The sequence below is a fragment of the Streptomyces sp. NPDC005898 genome (assembly GCF_040629635.1).
In the GTDB taxonomy this organism is placed as follows: Bacteria; Actinomycetota; Actinomycetes; order Streptomycetales; family Streptomycetaceae; genus Streptomyces.
In genome coordinates this window covers 343,228-358,457 of record NZ_JBEXWC010000002.1, presented here as the reverse complement: position 1 = coordinate 358,457, position 15,230 = coordinate 343,228, and the positions used below count along the sequence as shown (strand labels likewise).

At 70.5% G+C, this 15,230-nt stretch carries 14 protein-coding genes; 8 read left to right on the top strand and 6 right to left on the bottom strand.

Annotated elements, in window-relative coordinates; genetic code table 11:
* Positions 1-33 precede the first annotated feature (33 nt).
* A complete protein-coding gene (locus ABZ385_RS04360; protein ID WP_358586730.1) occupies positions 34-573 on the top strand; it encodes a bacterial proteasome activator family protein in 540 nt (179 codons plus the stop codon).
* 115 nt (positions 574-688) lie between these two features.
* Here ABZ385_RS04360 and ABZ385_RS04355 read toward each other — a convergent pair whose 3' ends face one another.
* Positions 689-2,293 (bottom strand): protein kinase, encoded by a 1,605-nt coding sequence (locus ABZ385_RS04355; RefSeq protein ID WP_358698552.1) that lies wholly within the window; start codon positions 2,291-2,293, stop codon positions 689-691.
* A gap of 306 nt (positions 2,294-2,599) precedes the next feature.
* Here ABZ385_RS04355 and ABZ385_RS04350 point away from each other — a divergent pair, with 306 nt between their 5' ends.
* Entirely contained in the window at positions 2,600-4,159 is a 1,560-nt protein-coding gene (locus ABZ385_RS04350; RefSeq protein WP_358586726.1) for a protein kinase, read from the top strand.
* A 31-nt stretch (positions 4,160-4,190) separates the two neighbouring features.
* Here the strand turns inward: ABZ385_RS04350 and ABZ385_RS04345 are convergent, their stop codons facing one another.
* Together ABZ385_RS04345 and ABZ385_RS04340 are read right to left on the bottom strand one after the other, a co-directional pair.
* On the bottom strand, positions 4,191-4,667 hold the full coding sequence (locus tag ABZ385_RS04345; RefSeq protein ID WP_358586724.1) for a pyridoxamine 5'-phosphate oxidase family protein: 477 nt from the start codon (positions 4,665-4,667) through the stop codon (positions 4,191-4,193).
* Between the two features lie 93 nt (positions 4,668-4,760).
* Entirely contained in the window at positions 4,761-5,423 is a 663-nt protein-coding gene (locus ABZ385_RS04340) for a response regulator transcription factor (protein ID WP_358586722.1), read from the bottom strand.
* A 404-nt stretch (positions 5,424-5,827) separates the two neighbouring features.
* On the opposite strand from ABZ385_RS04340, the gene pdhA reads away from it, so the two are divergent.
* From pdhA to ABZ385_RS04325, 3 genes are read left to right on the top strand one after another with little or no spacing between them, the layout of a single operon-like run.
* On the top strand, positions 5,828-7,027 hold the full coding sequence (gene pdhA, locus ABZ385_RS04335) for a pyruvate dehydrogenase (acetyl-transferring) E1 component subunit alpha (RefSeq protein WP_358586720.1): 1,200 nt from the start codon (positions 5,828-5,830) through the stop codon (positions 7,025-7,027).
* 2 nt (positions 7,028-7,029) lie between these two features.
* Positions 7,030-8,010: an alpha-ketoacid dehydrogenase subunit beta gene (locus tag ABZ385_RS04330; RefSeq protein ID WP_358586718.1), complete on the top strand. Its 981-nt coding sequence runs from the start codon at positions 7,030-7,032 to the stop codon at positions 8,008-8,010.
* Between the two features lie 11 nt (positions 8,011-8,021).
* Positions 8,022-9,503, top strand: a complete 1,482-nt coding sequence (locus tag ABZ385_RS04325) for a dihydrolipoamide acetyltransferase family protein (protein WP_358909625.1) — start codon at positions 8,022-8,024, stop codon at positions 9,501-9,503.
* A gap of 71 nt (positions 9,504-9,574) precedes the next feature.
* Here the strand turns inward: ABZ385_RS04325 and ABZ385_RS04320 are convergent, their stop codons facing one another.
* Positions 9,575-10,471, bottom strand: coding sequence for a D-alanyl-D-alanine carboxypeptidase (locus ABZ385_RS04320; RefSeq protein ID WP_358586715.1), 897 nt, complete (start codon positions 10,469-10,471; stop codon positions 9,575-9,577).
* Between the two features lie 217 nt (positions 10,472-10,688).
* On the opposite strand from ABZ385_RS04320, the gene ABZ385_RS04315 reads away from it, so the two are divergent.
* Together ABZ385_RS04315 and ABZ385_RS04310 are read left to right on the top strand one after the other, a co-directional pair.
* Positions 10,689-11,420: a GntR family transcriptional regulator gene (locus ABZ385_RS04315; protein ID WP_358586713.1), complete on the top strand. Its 732-nt coding sequence runs from the start codon at positions 10,689-10,691 to the stop codon at positions 11,418-11,420.
* The gene (locus tag ABZ385_RS04310) at positions 11,417-12,724 is read left to right on the top strand and encodes an MFS transporter (RefSeq protein ID WP_358698902.1); all 1,308 of its coding nucleotides are present in this window, start codon (positions 11,417-11,419) and stop codon (positions 12,722-12,724) included. The genes ABZ385_RS04315 and ABZ385_RS04310 overlap by 4 nt, the downstream gene beginning before the upstream one ends.
* A 115-nt stretch (positions 12,725-12,839) precedes the next feature.
* On the opposite strand, the gene ABZ385_RS04305 is transcribed toward ABZ385_RS04310, so the two are convergent.
* Positions 12,840-13,664 (bottom strand): maleylpyruvate isomerase family mycothiol-dependent enzyme, encoded by an 825-nt coding sequence (locus ABZ385_RS04305; RefSeq protein WP_358909623.1) that lies wholly within the window; start codon positions 13,662-13,664, stop codon positions 12,840-12,842.
* Between the two features lie 178 nt (positions 13,665-13,842).
* On the opposite strand from ABZ385_RS04305, the gene ABZ385_RS04300 reads away from it, so the two are divergent.
* Positions 13,843-14,700 (top strand): carbon-nitrogen family hydrolase, encoded by an 858-nt coding sequence (locus tag ABZ385_RS04300; protein WP_358909621.1) that lies wholly within the window; start codon positions 13,843-13,845, stop codon positions 14,698-14,700.
* A gap of 34 nt (positions 14,701-14,734) precedes the next feature.
* On the opposite strand, the gene ABZ385_RS04295 is transcribed toward ABZ385_RS04300, so the two are convergent.
* Positions 14,735-15,229 carry an LURP-one-related family protein gene (locus ABZ385_RS04295; RefSeq protein WP_358586705.1) on the bottom strand — a complete coding sequence of 165 codons (495 nt, stop codon included), beginning with the start codon at positions 15,227-15,229 and terminating at the stop codon, positions 14,735-14,737.
* Between the last annotated feature and the right edge of the window lies 1 nt (position 15,230).

Below are 15,230 nucleotides of genomic sequence, written 5' to 3'. Positions count from 1 at the left end.
ACGTGTGATGTACGGGTGCGAGACAATGGCGGCATGGAGATGCCGAGGAACGAACGGTCGCCGGAAAGCCCCCAGGTCCTGGTCGTTGGCCAGGACGGAATGGCTCTCGGTGGTGGCGGAGACGACGAATCCCGCGAGGTTCCGGTGACGGAGATGGTCGAACAGCCGGCCAAGGTCATGCGCATCGGCAGCATGATCAAGCAGCTGCTTGAGGAGGTGCGGGCGGCTCCTCTCGACGAGGCGAGCCGAGTGCGGCTGAAGGAGATCCACGCCAGCTCGGTCAAGGAGCTGGAGGACGGTCTGGCGCCCGAGCTGGTCGAGGAGTTGGAGCGGCTCTCCCTGCCCTTCACGGAGGAGGCGACGCCGAGCGACGCCGAACTGCGCATCGCCCAGGCCCAGCTGGTCGGCTGGCTCGAAGGCCTCTTCCACGGGATCCAGACGACGCTGTTCGCGCAGCAGATGGCGGCGCGGGCCCAGCTGGAATCCATGCGCCGGGCGCTGCCGCCGGGCATGGGCGGCGACGACGAGGAAGAGGGCGGCATCGCGGGCCGCACGGGGGGCCCGTATCTCTAGGGGCCTCTAGGATCGCGGCCAGTACGTGACGAGGGCCCGGTACGCGACACGCGTACCGGGCCCTCGTCGTGTCGAACCAGAGGATCGGCTCAGAGGATCGGCTCAGAGGATCGGCTCAGGCCGGGTTGCCCGTGGAGACGTCGAACTGGATGTCCACGTTCTTCGGGTCCACGTCCGAGCCCTCCTTCGGGGTCTGCCGCATCACGGTGTCCTCGCCGTAGGCGTTCTCGTCGATCGAGCGCTTGTCGTAGCTCCACCCGGCCGCCTGCAGACAGGACAGCACCGACTTCCAGTCCTTGAAGGTGAAGTCAGGGACCTTGATCTTGTTCTCGTCGTTGTACGAGGTCTCCGGCTCCTTGCACTTCTCGACCTCGATGGTGTTGCTGCGCTCGGGCCCCTTGTGCCCCGCCACCGGCTGCTTCGACTTGTCGTCCGACGCTTCCTTGTCGCCGTCGCCGCCCAGGGTGAGTGCGGTGATCAGGCCGCCGATCGCGAGGAGCGCCACGACGATCGAGCCGACGATCAGCGGGATGTTCCGCCGCTTGCCGCCGCCGGGGCCCCCGGTGGCCGCCGTGACCGGCTGCGGGGAGAGGTTGTAGGGGGGCGGGGTGTGCGCGCCCTGCTGCTGGGGGTAGCCGTAGCCCTGCTGCTGCGGCGGGTAGCCGTAGCCCGGGGTCGGCGCGGGGGTCGAGGGGGCGTAGGGGCCCGGCTGGTACGGCGTCTGCACGCCGCTGCTCTGCTGCGGGAGCGAGGAGTCGACCGGCGGGAAGACCGCCGAGCTGACGCCCGCGCCGCTCGCCGTCGGCGCGCCCGGCACGATGCTGGGGGCCGCCGCCTGGAGGGACTGGGCCACACGCAGGCACTCGTCGCGCATCGCGTCGGCGGTCGGGAAGCGCTCGTTCGGGTTCTTCTTCAGCGCGCGGGCGACGATCGCGTCGACCGCCGGCGGCAGCGAACGGTTGATCGAGGACGGAGCGACGGGCTCCTCCTGGACGTGCGCGTACGCGATCGCCAGCGGCGAGTCCGCCTCGAACGGCAGGCGCCCGGTGACCAGTTGGAAGAGCATGATGCCGACCGAGTACAGGTCGGAGCGCGCGTCGACGCCGCGGCCGAGGGCCTGCTCGGGCGAGAGGTACTGCGGGGTGCCGACGACCATGCCGGTCTGGGTCATCGAGGTGACGCCGGACTGCATGGCGCGGGCGATGCCGAAGTCCATGACCTTGACGACGTCGCGCTTGGTCATCATGACGTTGCCCGGCTTGATGTCGCGGTGCACCAGGCCCATCTCGTGGCTGATCTCCAGCGCCGCGAGCACATCGGCGGTGATCTTCAGCGCCTGACCGGTCGGCATCGCGCCGTACTGCGTGACGGACGCGTCGAGCACGGAACCGAGCGGCTTGCCCTCGACGTACTCCATGACGATGTACGGCATCGTCGTGCCGTCGAGCTCGTCCTCGCCGGTGTCGAAGACCGACACGATGTTGGTGTGCGTGAGCTTCGCCACCGACTGGGCCTCGCGGCGGAAGCGCTCGCGGAAGGACTGCTCGCGCCCCAGCTCGGTGTGGAGCGTCTTGATCGCGACTTGGCGATCGAGAACGGCGTCGTACGCGAGGTGGACCGACGCCATGCCGCCTTCGCCGAGCAGATCGCGCAGTTGGTAGCGGCCACCGGCCAGCGAACGCCCCGCGTACCGCCCCTGTGCGCCGTCCTGGCTGCTCATCTCGTGCGTCCCCCATCGGCGCGGTGGCCGGACGGCTCCGCGGCTGGTGATCGATTACCCGCTATTCCTGGCCAAGTCTGCCCGAGGACGATGACGCGTCAAGCTCGGTGCCCGTTCCGTGACCGTACGCGCAAGAAGCGTCTCGGAAGCGTTACAAGTTTGCGCGTGAGGACCCGTGAACGCTTTTATGTCCGGTCCACGTCGAACCGGCAGGTGGCGTGAAGGCTGTAGCGTGGCCCGTCGGAGTACCCGTGCGACGGCGTGCTCAGCACCAAGTACCACGACCAGAAACGACGGCGAGGACTGATGGCACAGACGCAGCGCGCTCAGGGCCCGTCCGACCCCGACGCGACTGGCGGCGGAATGTCAGACGCGCCTGAGTTGTGGGGCAATGGCGGGCTCGTCGGAGACGGCCGCTATCGGCTCACGCATCGGCTCGGCCGGGGCGGCATGGCCGAGGTGTTCGCCGCCGAGGACGTACGTCTGGGCCGCACGGTGGCGGTCAAGCTGCTCCGCTCCGACCTCGCCGAGGACCCCGTCTCCAAGGCCCGCTTCACGCGTGAGGCCCAGTCGGTGGCGGGCCTCAACCACCACGCCGTGGTGGCCGTGTACGACTCCGGTGAAGACGTCGTCGGGCCGAGCGTCGTCCCGTACATCGTCATGGAGATCGTCGAGGGCCACACGATCCGCGATCTGCTGCTCAACGCGGAGGCGCCGGGTCCCGAGCAGGCGCTCATCATCGTCTCCGGGGTGCTGGAAGCGCTCGCGTACTCGCACCAGCACGGCATCGTGCACCGTGACATCAAGCCCGCGAACGTGATCATCACCAACACCGGCGCGGTGAAGGTGATGGACTTCGGCATCGCGCGCGCCCTGCACGGCGCGCAGTCGACGATGACGCAGACCGGCATGGTCATGGGCACACCCCAGTACCTGTCGCCCGAGCAGGCGCTCGGCAAGGCCGTCGACCACCGCTCCGACCTGTACGCGACCGGCTGTCTGCTCTACGAACTCCTCGCGCTGCGGCCCCCGTTCACCGGCGAGACACCGCTGTCGGTGGTCTACCAGCACGTCCAGGACACGGCCGTGCCGCCCTCCCAGGTCTCGGACGCGCCGCCGGAGCTGGACGGGCTCGTCATGCGCTCCCTCGCCAAGGACCCGGACGACCGGTTCCAGACCGCCGAGGAGATGCGCGGCCTGGTCCAGTACGGGCTCCAGATGCTGCACGAGCAGGGCAGCCACACGGGCACGTGGAACACCGGGCCCGTCGAGACGCACGAGGGCGGCGGCACCCCGGCGATGGGCGTCGCCGGTTCGGGCGCCATGGGGCACCCCGACTCCGGGACCGCGCAGATCCCGGGCCCGATGCTGCGTCCGCCGGGCGGCGACGACGGCGGCTTCGAGGGCGGGCAGCGCGGCGGCAAGGGCGGCCGGGGCAGGATGTGGATCGTCGCCGTCCTCGCGGTCATCGCGATCGCGGTGGGCGTCGCCGTCGCGCTGAACTTCAACGGCGACACGAAGCACAAGGAAAAGCCCCCGACGACTCCGACGACGAAGCAGTCGCAGGAGAAGAAGCCCAGCAAGAGCCCGGACAAGGACGAGACGAGCGGGGCGACGGAGCCCGGCGGGGGCACCGGGGGCCAGACGGACTACCCCCCGCAGACGAACCAGCCGACCGGCCCCACCCGGCCGACCGGCAACCCGACGCGGCCCACCACGGACCCGACGACCGACCCCACGACGGATCCGACGACGGACCCGACGACCGACCCCACGACGGACCCGACCGACGATCCGCCGGTCACCACGGACCCGACCGAGGGCGAGGGTGACCAGGGCGGCACCGGCGAGGACCCGGGCGTCTGATCCGGGGGCTCCCCGCGTCTGATCCGGCGGCTCAGCGGACGCGCTGCGGGCCGGGGGCGCGGCCCGTGCCGCGGACCCGGCCCGTGCTGAGGGTGTGGACCTGGGTCACCTGCGGCTGTATCCGCAGGTAGACCGGGTCGAACAGCTCGCCGTCCGCGAAGTGCGGGGCCGGCCCGAACAGCTCCAGCTCGGCGTTGGTCGGCTCGACCGCCTCGCAGACGCCGACGCACTGCACGCTCCACCGGTCCTCGTGGGCGCCCGCCGTGTCGGCGTTGTCCGCGCCGTAGGCGACGACGCTGCCGGCGCAGGCCTGGTGGTAGCCGTATCCCTGGTGCATGCGCAGCAGGATGCCGCCGCCGACGACGATGTGCCGGGCCACCGCGAGGAAGGGCAGCGCGCGCATGCTGGTCGCCACCCGGCCGTGGTCCGTACGGCGGAGCAGCTCGAACGCGAGCCGGTCGTCGGCGGAGTCGGCGGCATCAGTGGCAGCGGGGACGTCGGAGGACATGGCCTCACCTTCGTCCAGGGGCCAGGGCTCATAAAAGAGGCCCCCGCCCCCTTGAAACGGGACGTAAGTCCCGTCGGTGCTGCTCCAGTCCCGTCAGTGCTGCTTCTCCGCCTGCATGCGCGCCACATACGCGGCGGCCTGCGAGCGGCGCTCCATGCCCAGCTTGGAGAGCAGGCTGGAGACGTAGTTCTTGATCGTCTTCTCGGCCAGGTGGAGCCGCTCGCCGATGACGCGGTTGGTCAGGCCCTCGCCGATCAGGTCGAGGATCTTGCGCTCCTGGTCGGTGAGGCCGGCGAGCCGGTCGTCACCCTTGGCGTTGTTGCCGTCGCGCAGCCGCTCGAGGACCCGGGCCGTGGCGACCGGGTCGAGCAGGGACCGGCCGGCGGCGACGTCGCGCACGGCGGTGAGCAGTTCGTTGCCGCGGATGGCCTTGAGGACGTAACCGGACGCACCGGCCATGATCGCGTCGAAGAGGGCCTCGTCATCGGCGAAGGAGGTGAGCATCAGGCACTTGATGTCCTCGTTCTGCGAGCGGATCTCGCGGCACACCTCGACCCCGCTGCCGTCGGGCAGGCGTACGTCGAGCACGGCCACGTCGGGCCGGGTCGCGGGGATCCTGACCAGGGCGTCCGCCGCGGTGCCGGCCTCGCCGACCACCTCGATGTCGGACTCCACGGAGAGCAGCTCATGGACTCCACGCCGGACCACCTCATGGTCGTCGAGGAGGAAAACCGTAATTTTTCCGTCTTCGCGCACGGAGCCAGTCTCACACACGATCACTTTTGCCGCCCGGGAGGAACCCTTCTCGTGCGGCCCTTCCCGAGCCCGGGGTGGCCGGGATAACGTGCCCGTGTTCCGGCCCCCTGCCAGGCTGTGATCAGTGCTGTGACCAGGATGTGTTCCCGCTTTTCTCGAACTACTCGGATTTCCCAGCAGTCGACGCATGGTCGTTTACTTGGAAATCCAAGCAAATTCGCAGGTCAGATGGGGTTTCACAGAATTGGGAAGCACTGGGTAACGTGCATTGTGCAGGGCGCTCGCCGGGGCACCTGTCACGCCTGTTCCCGGCCGAGCCGCACCCACCCCGTGCGCGGGCGGACCAGGCGAGCCGTACTGGCTCACCCGGTAATCCCGGGAGCCGGACCGACGGAGGAGCACACGTGACCGTGGAGAGCACCGCCGCGCGCAAACCGCGCCGCAGCAGTACCGGCGCCGCCAAGCGCGCGAGCGCCAAGAAGGCCGCGCCGCAGAAAAGCACGGAGCCCGAGCTCGTACAGCTGCTGACGCCCGAGGGCAAGCGCGTCAGGAGCGCCGAGAACGCCGTGTACGACGCGTACGTCGCCGACATCACCGGCGAGGAGCTGCGCGGCCTGTACCGCGACATGGTCCTCACCCGTCGCTTCGACGCCGAGGCCACCAATCTGCAGCGCCAGGGCGAGCTGGGCCTGTGGGCCTCGCTGCTCGGCCAGGAGGCCGCCCAGATCGGCTCGGGCCGGGCCACCCGTGACGACGACTACGTGTTCCCCACGTACCGCGAGCACGGCGTCGCCTGGTGTCGGGGGGTCGACCCGACGAACCTGCTCGGCATGTTCCGCGGCGTGAACAACGGCGGTTGGGACCCCAACAGCAACAACTTCCACCTGTACACGATCGTCATCGGCTCGCAGACGCTGCACGCCACCGGCTACGCCATGGGCGTGGCCAAGGACGGTGCCGACTCGGCCGTGATCGCGTACTTCGGTGACGGCGCCTCCAGCCAGGGCGACGTGGCCGAGTCGTTCACCTTCTCCGCGGTCTACAACGCCCCGGTCGTGTTCTTCTGCCAGAACAACCAGTGGGCGATCTCCGAGCCCACCGAGCGCCAGACGCGCGTGCCGCTCTACCAGCGCGCGCAGGGCTACGGCTTCCCCGGTGTGCGGGTCGACGGCAACGACGTGCTCGCCGTGCTCGCCGTCACCAAGTGGGCGCTGGAGCGGGCCCGCGCGGGCGAGGGCCCGGCGCTGATCGAGGCGTTCACGTACCGCATGGGCGCGCACACCACCTCCGACGACCCGAGCAAGTACCGCGACGACCAGGAGCGGGTGGCCTGGGAGGCCAAGGACCCGATCCTGCGGCTACGGGCCTACCTGGAGTCCGAAGGCCACGCGGATGAGGGATTTTTCGCGGAACTCGACGACGAGAGCGAAGCGTTGGGCAAGCGAGTGCGAGAGGTGGTGCGGGCGATGCCGGATCCCGATCTGATGGCGATCTTCGAGAACGCGTACGCGGACGGGCACGCGCTCGTGGACGAGGAGCGCGCCCAGTTCGCCGCCTACCAGGCGTCGTTCGCGGACGGCCCCGCGGCCGGGGAGGTCAAGTAACCATGGCTGTCCAGAAACTGCCCATCGCCAAGGCGATCAACGAATCGCTGCGCACGGCGCTGGAGAACGACCCCAAGGTCCTCGTCATGGGCGAGGACGTCGGCAAGCTCGGCGGTGTCTTCCGGGTGACGGACGGGCTGCAGAAGGACTTCGGCGAGGAGCGGGTCATCGACACCCCGCTCGCCGAGTCGGGCATCGTCGGCACCGCCATCGGGCTGGCCCTGCGCGGATACCGCCCCGTGGTGGAGATCCAGTTCGACGGCTTCGTCTTCCCGGCGTACGACCAGATCGTCACGCAGCTCGCGAAGATGCACGCCCGCGCGCTCGGCAAGATCAAGATGCCGGTCGTCATCCGCATTCCGTACGGCGGCGGCATCGGCGCCGTCGAGCACCACAGCGAGTCCCCCGAGGCGCTGTTCGCGCACGTGGCGGGCCTGAAGGTGGTCTCCCCGTCGAATTCCGCGGACGCCTACTGGATGATGCAGCAGGCCATCCAGAGCGACGACCCGGTGATCTTCTTCGAGCCCAAGCGGCGGTACTGGGACAAGGGCGAGGTCGACAAGGAGGCCTTCCCCGGGCCGCTGCACAAGGCCGTCGTCGCCCGCGAGGGCAGCGACCTGACCCTCGTGGCGTACGGGCCGATGGTGAAGGTCTGTCTGGAGGCGGCCGCGGCCGCCGCGGAGGAGGGCAAGTCCCTGGAGGTCCTGGACCTGCGCTCCATGTCGCCGATCGACTTCGACGCCGTGCAGGCCTCGGTGGAGAAGACGCGGCGGCTCGTCGTCGTCCATGAGGCCCCGGTCTTCCTGGGCACGGGCGCGGAGATCGCGGCGCGCGTCACCGAGCGGTGCTTCTACCACCTGGAGGCCCCGGTGCTGCGGGTCGGCGGCTATCACGCCCCGTACCCGCCGGCCCGCCTCGAGGAGGAGTACCTGCCGGGTCTCGACCGGGTGCTCGACGCCGTCGACCGCTCGCTGGCGTACTGAGGGAGAGGGTCGTGACGACGATGACAGACACCGCTCTGGCCGAGTTCAAGATGCCCGACGTGGGCGAGGGACTCACCGAGGCCGAGATCCTCAAGTGGTACGTGGCGCCGGGTGACACCGTCACCGACGGCCAGGTCGTGTGCGAGGTCGAGACGGCCAAGGCCGCGGTCGAACTCCCCATTCCGTTCAACGGCGTCGTGGCCGAGCTGCGCTTCCCCGAGGGCACGACGGTCGACGTCGGCCAGGTGATCATCACCGTGGACGTGTCCGGCGGAGCGGGCGCCCCGGCGGCGCCCGCCCCGGCCGCGGCGCCCGCCACGGCCGCGGCGCCGGAGGCCGTGCCCGCCGAGGCCGTGGTCTCCGGGGCCCCGGTCGCGGAGGGCAGGACTCCCGTGCTCGTGGGGTACGGCGTGGCCGAGGCCTCGACGAAGCGGCGGGCCCGCAAGGGCACCGTCGTGGAGCAGGCCGCCGTCACGGAGCAGGAGCCGGCGCCGGTGCCGGCCCCGGTGGCTCCGCAGAACGGCAGCGTGAACGGCCACGGCGCCCGCCCGCTGGCCAAGCCGCCCGTCCGCAAGCTCGCCAAGGACCTCGGCGTGGACCTCGCGACGGTCACCCCGTCCGGACCCGACGGGATCATCACGCGCGAGGACGTGCACGCGGCGGCGGTGGTGACGGCCCCCGCCGAGGCCGCCGCACCGCAGCCGACACCGGTACAGGCACAGGCACCGGCGCAGCAGGCCGCCCCCGCGCAGCCCCAGGGGCAGGCACCGGCCCCCGTGGCGGGCGCCGACGCCCGCGAGACCCGTATCCCCGTCAAGGGCGTCCGCAAGGCGACCGCGCAGGCGATGGTCGGTTCGGCGTTCAGCGCCCCGCACGTCACGGAGTTCGTGACGGTCGACGTGACGCGCACGATGCGGCTGGTGGAGGAGCTGAAGCAGGACAAGGCGTTCGAGGGGCTGCGGGTCAATCCGCTGCTGCTCATCTCCAAGGCCCTGCTGGTGGCGATCAGGCGCCATCCCGAGGTCAACGCCGCCTGGGACGAGGCCAACCAGGAGATCGTACAGAAGCACTACGTGAACCTCGGCATCGCCGCGGCCACCCCGCGCGGTCTGATCGTGCCGAACATCAAGGACGCGCACACCAAGACCCTGCCCGAACTGGCCGAGGCGCTCGGCGAGTTGGTGGCGACGGCGCGCTCGGGCAAGACGTCGCCCGGTGCCATGCAGAACGGCACGGTCACGATCACGAACGTCGGCGTCTTCGGCGTCGACACGGGCACGCCGATCCTGAACCCCGGCGAGTCCGCGATCCTCGCGGTCGGCTCGATCAAGCTCCAACCGTGGGTCCACAAGGGCAAGGTGAAGCCGCGTCAGGTGACCACGCTGGCGCTCTCCTTCGACCACCGCCTGGTGGACGGGGAGCTGGGCTCCAAGGTGCTCGCCGATGTGGCGGCGATCCTGGAGCGGCCCAAGCGGTTGCTGACCTGGGCGTAGCACGCAAGAGAAGGGGGCCCGCCGCGCGGTGAGCGGCGGGCCCCCTTCTCGTACTGCCGGCGCGCCTGGTGTCAGGCGACCTTGAAGCCGTAGTCCATCAGCTTCTTGGCGTCCGAGAGGCGGTTCGCCGCCGAGGACGAGGTCAGGACGGTGCCGATGACCGTCTTGCCGTTGCGCGTCGCGGCGAAGACGAGGCAGTACTTCGCCTCGGGGCCGGAGCCCGTCTTCACGCCGAGGGCGCCGCTGTAGGAGCCGAGGAGCTTGTTCGTGTTCTCCCACGCCATGTTGCGGTAGCCACCGGACTTCGTGGTGACCTTCTGGGTGGTCGCCTTGGTCTTCACGACCGTGCGGAACGTGGAGTACTTCATCGCGTTGCTCGCGAGCTTCGTCAGGTCGCGCGGCGTCGAGTAGTTCTGGCCGTGGCCGATGCCGTCGAACGAGTCGAAGTGGGTGTTGGTCAGGCCGAGCGACCTGGCCGTGGTGTTCATCTGGCCGATGAAGTTCTTCACGCGGGCCGCGCGGGTGGTGCCCTTGCCGAACTTGTCGGCGAGCGCGTACGCGGCGTCGCAGCCGGAGGGCAGCATCAGCCCGTACAGCAGCTGGCGGACGGTGACCTTGTCGCCGACGATCAGGCGGGCCGAGGAGGCGTAGTTGTTGGCGACGATGTAGTCGCTGTACGCCTTCTGGACCGTGACCTTGGAGTCGAGGTTGAGGTTCCGCTGGCCGAGCACCACGCGCGCCGTCATGATCTTCGTCGTGGAGCCGGTGGACCGGCGGGTGTCGGCGGACTTGGTGAAGAGGCTCTTGCCCGTGCCGTTGTTCATCACATAGCCGCCCTTGGCCGCGATGGACGGCTTGGGCGGTGCGGCCGCGTGGGCCGGGGTGGTGAGGACGCCGCCGGCCAGTATCGCGCTCGCGGTGAGGGTGACGACCGATACGCGGCGTACGTCCTTGATGCCGGTTTTCAAGATCTCTGCTCCAAATGCCCCTGGATTGCGGCCACATGGAGGGGCCGCCTCTTTCGTAAGACGAGCGAGAGGGGGCAATGGATGTGCCGACGGGCCGAGAAATCTGCCCCGGACCCGAGAAATCTCGCGGGGACCCGTGAGGGCTCATGGAGCGCGCGGGGGTCCGTCATGTGGACGGGGGATTCTCGCGTATACGTGTTGTATCTATGCTGTGCGCATGCCAGCCCCCACCGCCGCGACCACGCCCACCACCCCCACCACTCCGGCCCCCACCACCTCCTCCGCCACCCCCACCGCCACCGCGCCCGCCGGCAAGCGGCCGCCCGCCGCCGACCGCGTCTACGCGCACGTCAAGCGAGCCGTCCTGGAGCGCCGCTACGAGGGCGGCACGCTGCTCACCGAGGGCGAGCTGGCCGAGGCCGTGGGCGTCTCCCGCACGCCGGTGCGCGAGGCGCTGCTGAAGCTGGAGGTCGAAGGGCTGCTGCGGCTCTACCCCAAGAAGGGCGCGCTCGTCCTGCCCGTCTCCGCGCAGGAGATCGCGGACGTCGTCGAGACGCGGCTGCTCGTCGAGACGCACGCCGTGCGCAAGGCCGTACCGGCGCCGGCGGGGCTCGTGGAGCGCCTCGCGGCGCTGCTGGCCCGCCAGCGCGAGCAGGCCGCCGCCGGGGACTTCGCCGCGGCCGCCGTCACCGACCGCTGCTTCCACGCCGAGATCGTGCGCAGCGGGGGCAACGAGATCCTCTCGCGCCTCTACGACCAGCTGCGGGACCGGCAGTTGCGGATGGGGGTCGCCGTGATGCACTCGCATCCGGACCGGATCGCGAAGACGCTGGCGGAGCACGAGGAGATCCTCGCGGCGCTGCGCGAGGGCGACGCGGAGGCGGCGGTCGCCGTCGTCACCCGGCACGTGGGGTGGTTCCAGCACCTGGCCCGGGGTGAGGTGCGGTGAGTTCCCCGTCCGCCCCCGCCGTCCTGCCCGGTGATCCGCCGGGCGGCGGGAAGGCCGTGGTCGTCTGGTCGATCGGGGTCGCCGTCTACTTCGTCGCCGTCATCTTCCGCACCTCCCTCGGCGTCGCCGGACTCGACGCCGCCGACCGGTTCCACGTCAACGCCTCGGCCCTGTCGACGTTCTCGATCCTCCAGCTGCTCGTGTACGCGGGGATGCAGATACCCGTCGGCCTGCTGGTCGACCGGCTCGGCACCAAGAAGGTGCTGACCATCGGCGTCGTGCTGTTCACGGTCGGGCAGCTCGGCTTCGCGTTCTCCCCCTCGTACGCGATGGCGCTCGCCTCCCGGGCCCTGCTGGGCTGCGGCGACGCGCTCACCTTCATCAGCGTGCTGCGGCTCGGCACGCGCTGGTTCCCGGCCCGGCGCGGCCCGCTGGTCGCCCAGCTCGCGGGGCTCGTCGGCATGGCGGGCAACCTCGTCTCCACGCTCGTCCTGGCGCGGCTGCTGCACTCCGTCGGCTGGACCGCGGCCTTCGCGGGCAGCGCGCTGTGCGGTGTCGTCGTCCTGGTCCTGCTGACGCTGTTCCTCGAGGACCACCCCGAGGGCCACGAGCCGAAGCCGGCCGAGCGCACCGGGGCGGCCTTCGTGCGCGAGCAGATCACCCTGTCCTGGCGCGAGCCCGGCACCCGGCTCGGGCTGTGGGTGCACTTCACCACGCAGTTCCCCGCGATGGTGTTCCTGCTGCTGTGGGGGCTGCCGTTCCTCGTCGAGGCGCAGGGCCTGTCCCGGGCGGCGGCGGGCGAACTGCTCACCCTCGTCGTGCTGTCCAACATGGTGATCGGCCTGGTCTACGGGCAGATCGTCGCCCGGCACCACGCGGCGCGGCTCCCGCTGGCGCTCGGCACGGTCGGGGCGACGGCCACGGCGTGGGCGGCGACGCTCGCCTGTCCGGGGGAGCACGCGCCGTTGTGGCTGCTGATCGTGCTGTGCGCCGTGCTCGGCGCCTGCGGGCCCGCCTCCATGATCGGCTTCGACTTCGCGCGGCCCGCCAACCCGCCCGAGCGCCAGGGCACGGCCTCCGGCATCACCAACATGGGCGGCTTCGTCGCCTCCATGACGACGCTGCTGGCGATCGGCCTGCTGCTGGACGCGACCGGTGAGAACTACCGCGTGGCGTTCTCGGCGGTGTTCGTCCTGGAGGCGGTGGGGCTCTGCCAGATCCTGCGGCTGCGGAAGCGGGCGGTTCGCCGGGAGCGGGAGCAGCTTGTCGCCTCCCGGGTCGAGGCCGTGCACGTCCCGGTGTGAACCGCTTCGGGGGCGTCTGGGACGCCGGACGGGCGGCTCTGCTTCACGGCGTCACGACGTCATGGAGTCACGACGTCACGGAGTCATGACGTCACGGAGTCATGACGTCACGGTGTCACGGTGTCACGGCGAAGTTGCGCAGGATGGCCTCCGCGAGGTCGTGGTCGCCCTCGGTCTTGACGCGGTCGGCGACGGCCCCGTACGACACGCGTCCGCAGGCGAGCCGGAAGTACGTCTCCCAGTCCAGGGCGATGGTGGCCAGCGGGCCGAGCGAGGGGGTGTTGTCCACGGTGCCCTTGCCCTCGGCGTCCACGCGTACCGTGCGCAGGAACTCCACGGGGCCGCTGACGTCGAAGACGACCGCGCTGTTCGCGGGCGCGCCCGCCTCCTTGGCGACGACCTTCGCCAGCCCTTGCAGGAGCAGGTCGCGCGCCACGTACGCCCCGGGGGAGTCGAGGTTGCCGGGCTTGCGCAGCGCCGTGCGCAGGTCCTGCTCGTGCACCCATACGTCGAACGCCCGCAGGCGCATGGACTGTTCGAGGGTCCGCTCCGAGCCGAGGGGGCCGCGGACCTTGGTGCTCGGGTCGCGCGACTCGTTCCGCAGCTGCCGGGAGCGGCGGATGATCGTGTACTCCAGCTCGGAGGTCATCTCCGGTGCCGTGTGGTGGCGCCGCACGTCGACCTGCATCTCCATGTACCGCTGGCCCTCGGTCCGCACGTGGTACAGGTCGCGGGGCAGGGAGTGGATGGGTCGCGGGTCGCCCAGCATCTCGCAGTCGAGGCCGATGACATGGGAGACGATGTCACGCACCGACCAGCCGGGGCACGGGGTGGCCCGGTTCCACTCGCCCTCGACGAGCGGTGTCACCAGCTCGGATATCGCTTCCACGGAGTGGGACCAGGCATCGGCGTAGGTTTGCAGGCTGGGATGGAGACTCACGGGACCCCTCGGCGGTCGTACGCGGGCGGTGGGTGTCGGTGGGGCGTCGTGGGGGTCCGGGGGGCTCCCCCGGAAAATCACAGTACGCTGCCCGCAGGCACCCCGGCAGTGCTTTCGTGTGACGATCGTAGGCTGTGCTTGACGGTGATGACGGATCGAATGCCAGGACGGTGGTAGTGTGCGCGCCTCTCTCATCCAGATCGCCGTGGACGAGGACGAGCCGGTCAATTCCCGTAGGGAGCGCGTCTCTTCGCTGGTGCGGGAGACGGCGGCACGGGAGCGGCCGGATCTCGTGGTGCTGCCCGAGCTGTGGACGACGGGCGCCTTCGCCTACGAGGCCTTCGCGAGCGAGGCCGAGCCGCTGACGGGTCCCACGTACGACGCGATGTCCGAGGCCGCGCGGGACGCGGGCGTCTGGCTGCACGCCGGTTCCATCCCCGAGCGCGCCGCGTCCGAGTCCGACGACGGCTCCGGAGCGGGGGACGGTGGCTCCGGCGCGGGGGACAGCGTCCTCTACAACACCTCGCTCGTCTTCTCCCCGGACGGTGAACTCGCCGCCTCCTACCGGAAGATCCACCGCTTCGGCTTCGACCAGGGCGAGGCTGTGCTGATGGACGCCGGCTCGCGGCTCGTGACGGTCCGCACGCCGGACACCACCCTCGGCCTCGCCACCTGCTACGACCTGCGCTTCCCCGAGATGTTCCGGGGTCTTGTCGACGCGGGCGCCGAGATGTTCGTGGTGTCCGCCGGCTGGCCCGAGCGGCGGCGCGAGCACTGGCTGCTGCTGGCCAGGGCGCGGGCGGTCGAGGACCAGGTGTACGTCCTGGCCTGCGGCACCGGCGGCACGCACGCGGGCGTACCGCAGGCCGGGCACAGTGTCGTCGTCGACCCGTGGGGCGAGGTGCTCGCCGAGGCGGGCGACGGTGAGGAGGTCCTCACCGTCGATCTCGACCCCGCGAAGGTGGCGGCGACACGCGAGCAGTTCCCGGCGCTGAAGGACCGGCTGCTGGGGATGGACCCGCCGCCCGGACGCTGACGCGCCCCGCCCACGACGCCGGAACCGGACGCCGTCAGTCGTCCGAGCGCTCCTTCTCCGCCAGGTGGATGACGCAGACCGTGACGGCGACCAGCAGGGCGGGATCGGCGTCCTCGCGCACGACGTGCAGGCCGTACGTCTCGCGCACGCTGAGCCAGCGGCGCGAGATGTCCGCCAGCAGCTCACCGTCGTACTCGACGGCGAACTCCCGGTCGAGGATCTTGCCGCTGACGTCCAGCTCCGTGCCGTCGACGAGCGAGACGCGGTAGTGGTTGCGCAGCAGCGACAGGCGCTTGCGCCGGACGGTGGCGAGCGGGTGTCCCTCCCGCTCGATCACCATCGTGTCGCGCAGGGCGAGCATCTTGGCGTGGATGTCGATGAGGACCCTGCCCTGCGCGTCCTTCAGCTCGAAGGTGTCGCGCAGGCGCATCGCCTTGCCGTCGACGAGGAAGACCTTGCGGCCCTGGTCGTCCTCGATCCAGTAGTCGTCACCGATGCCGAGCAGGCGGTCCCGTACGAGAAGTCTCATG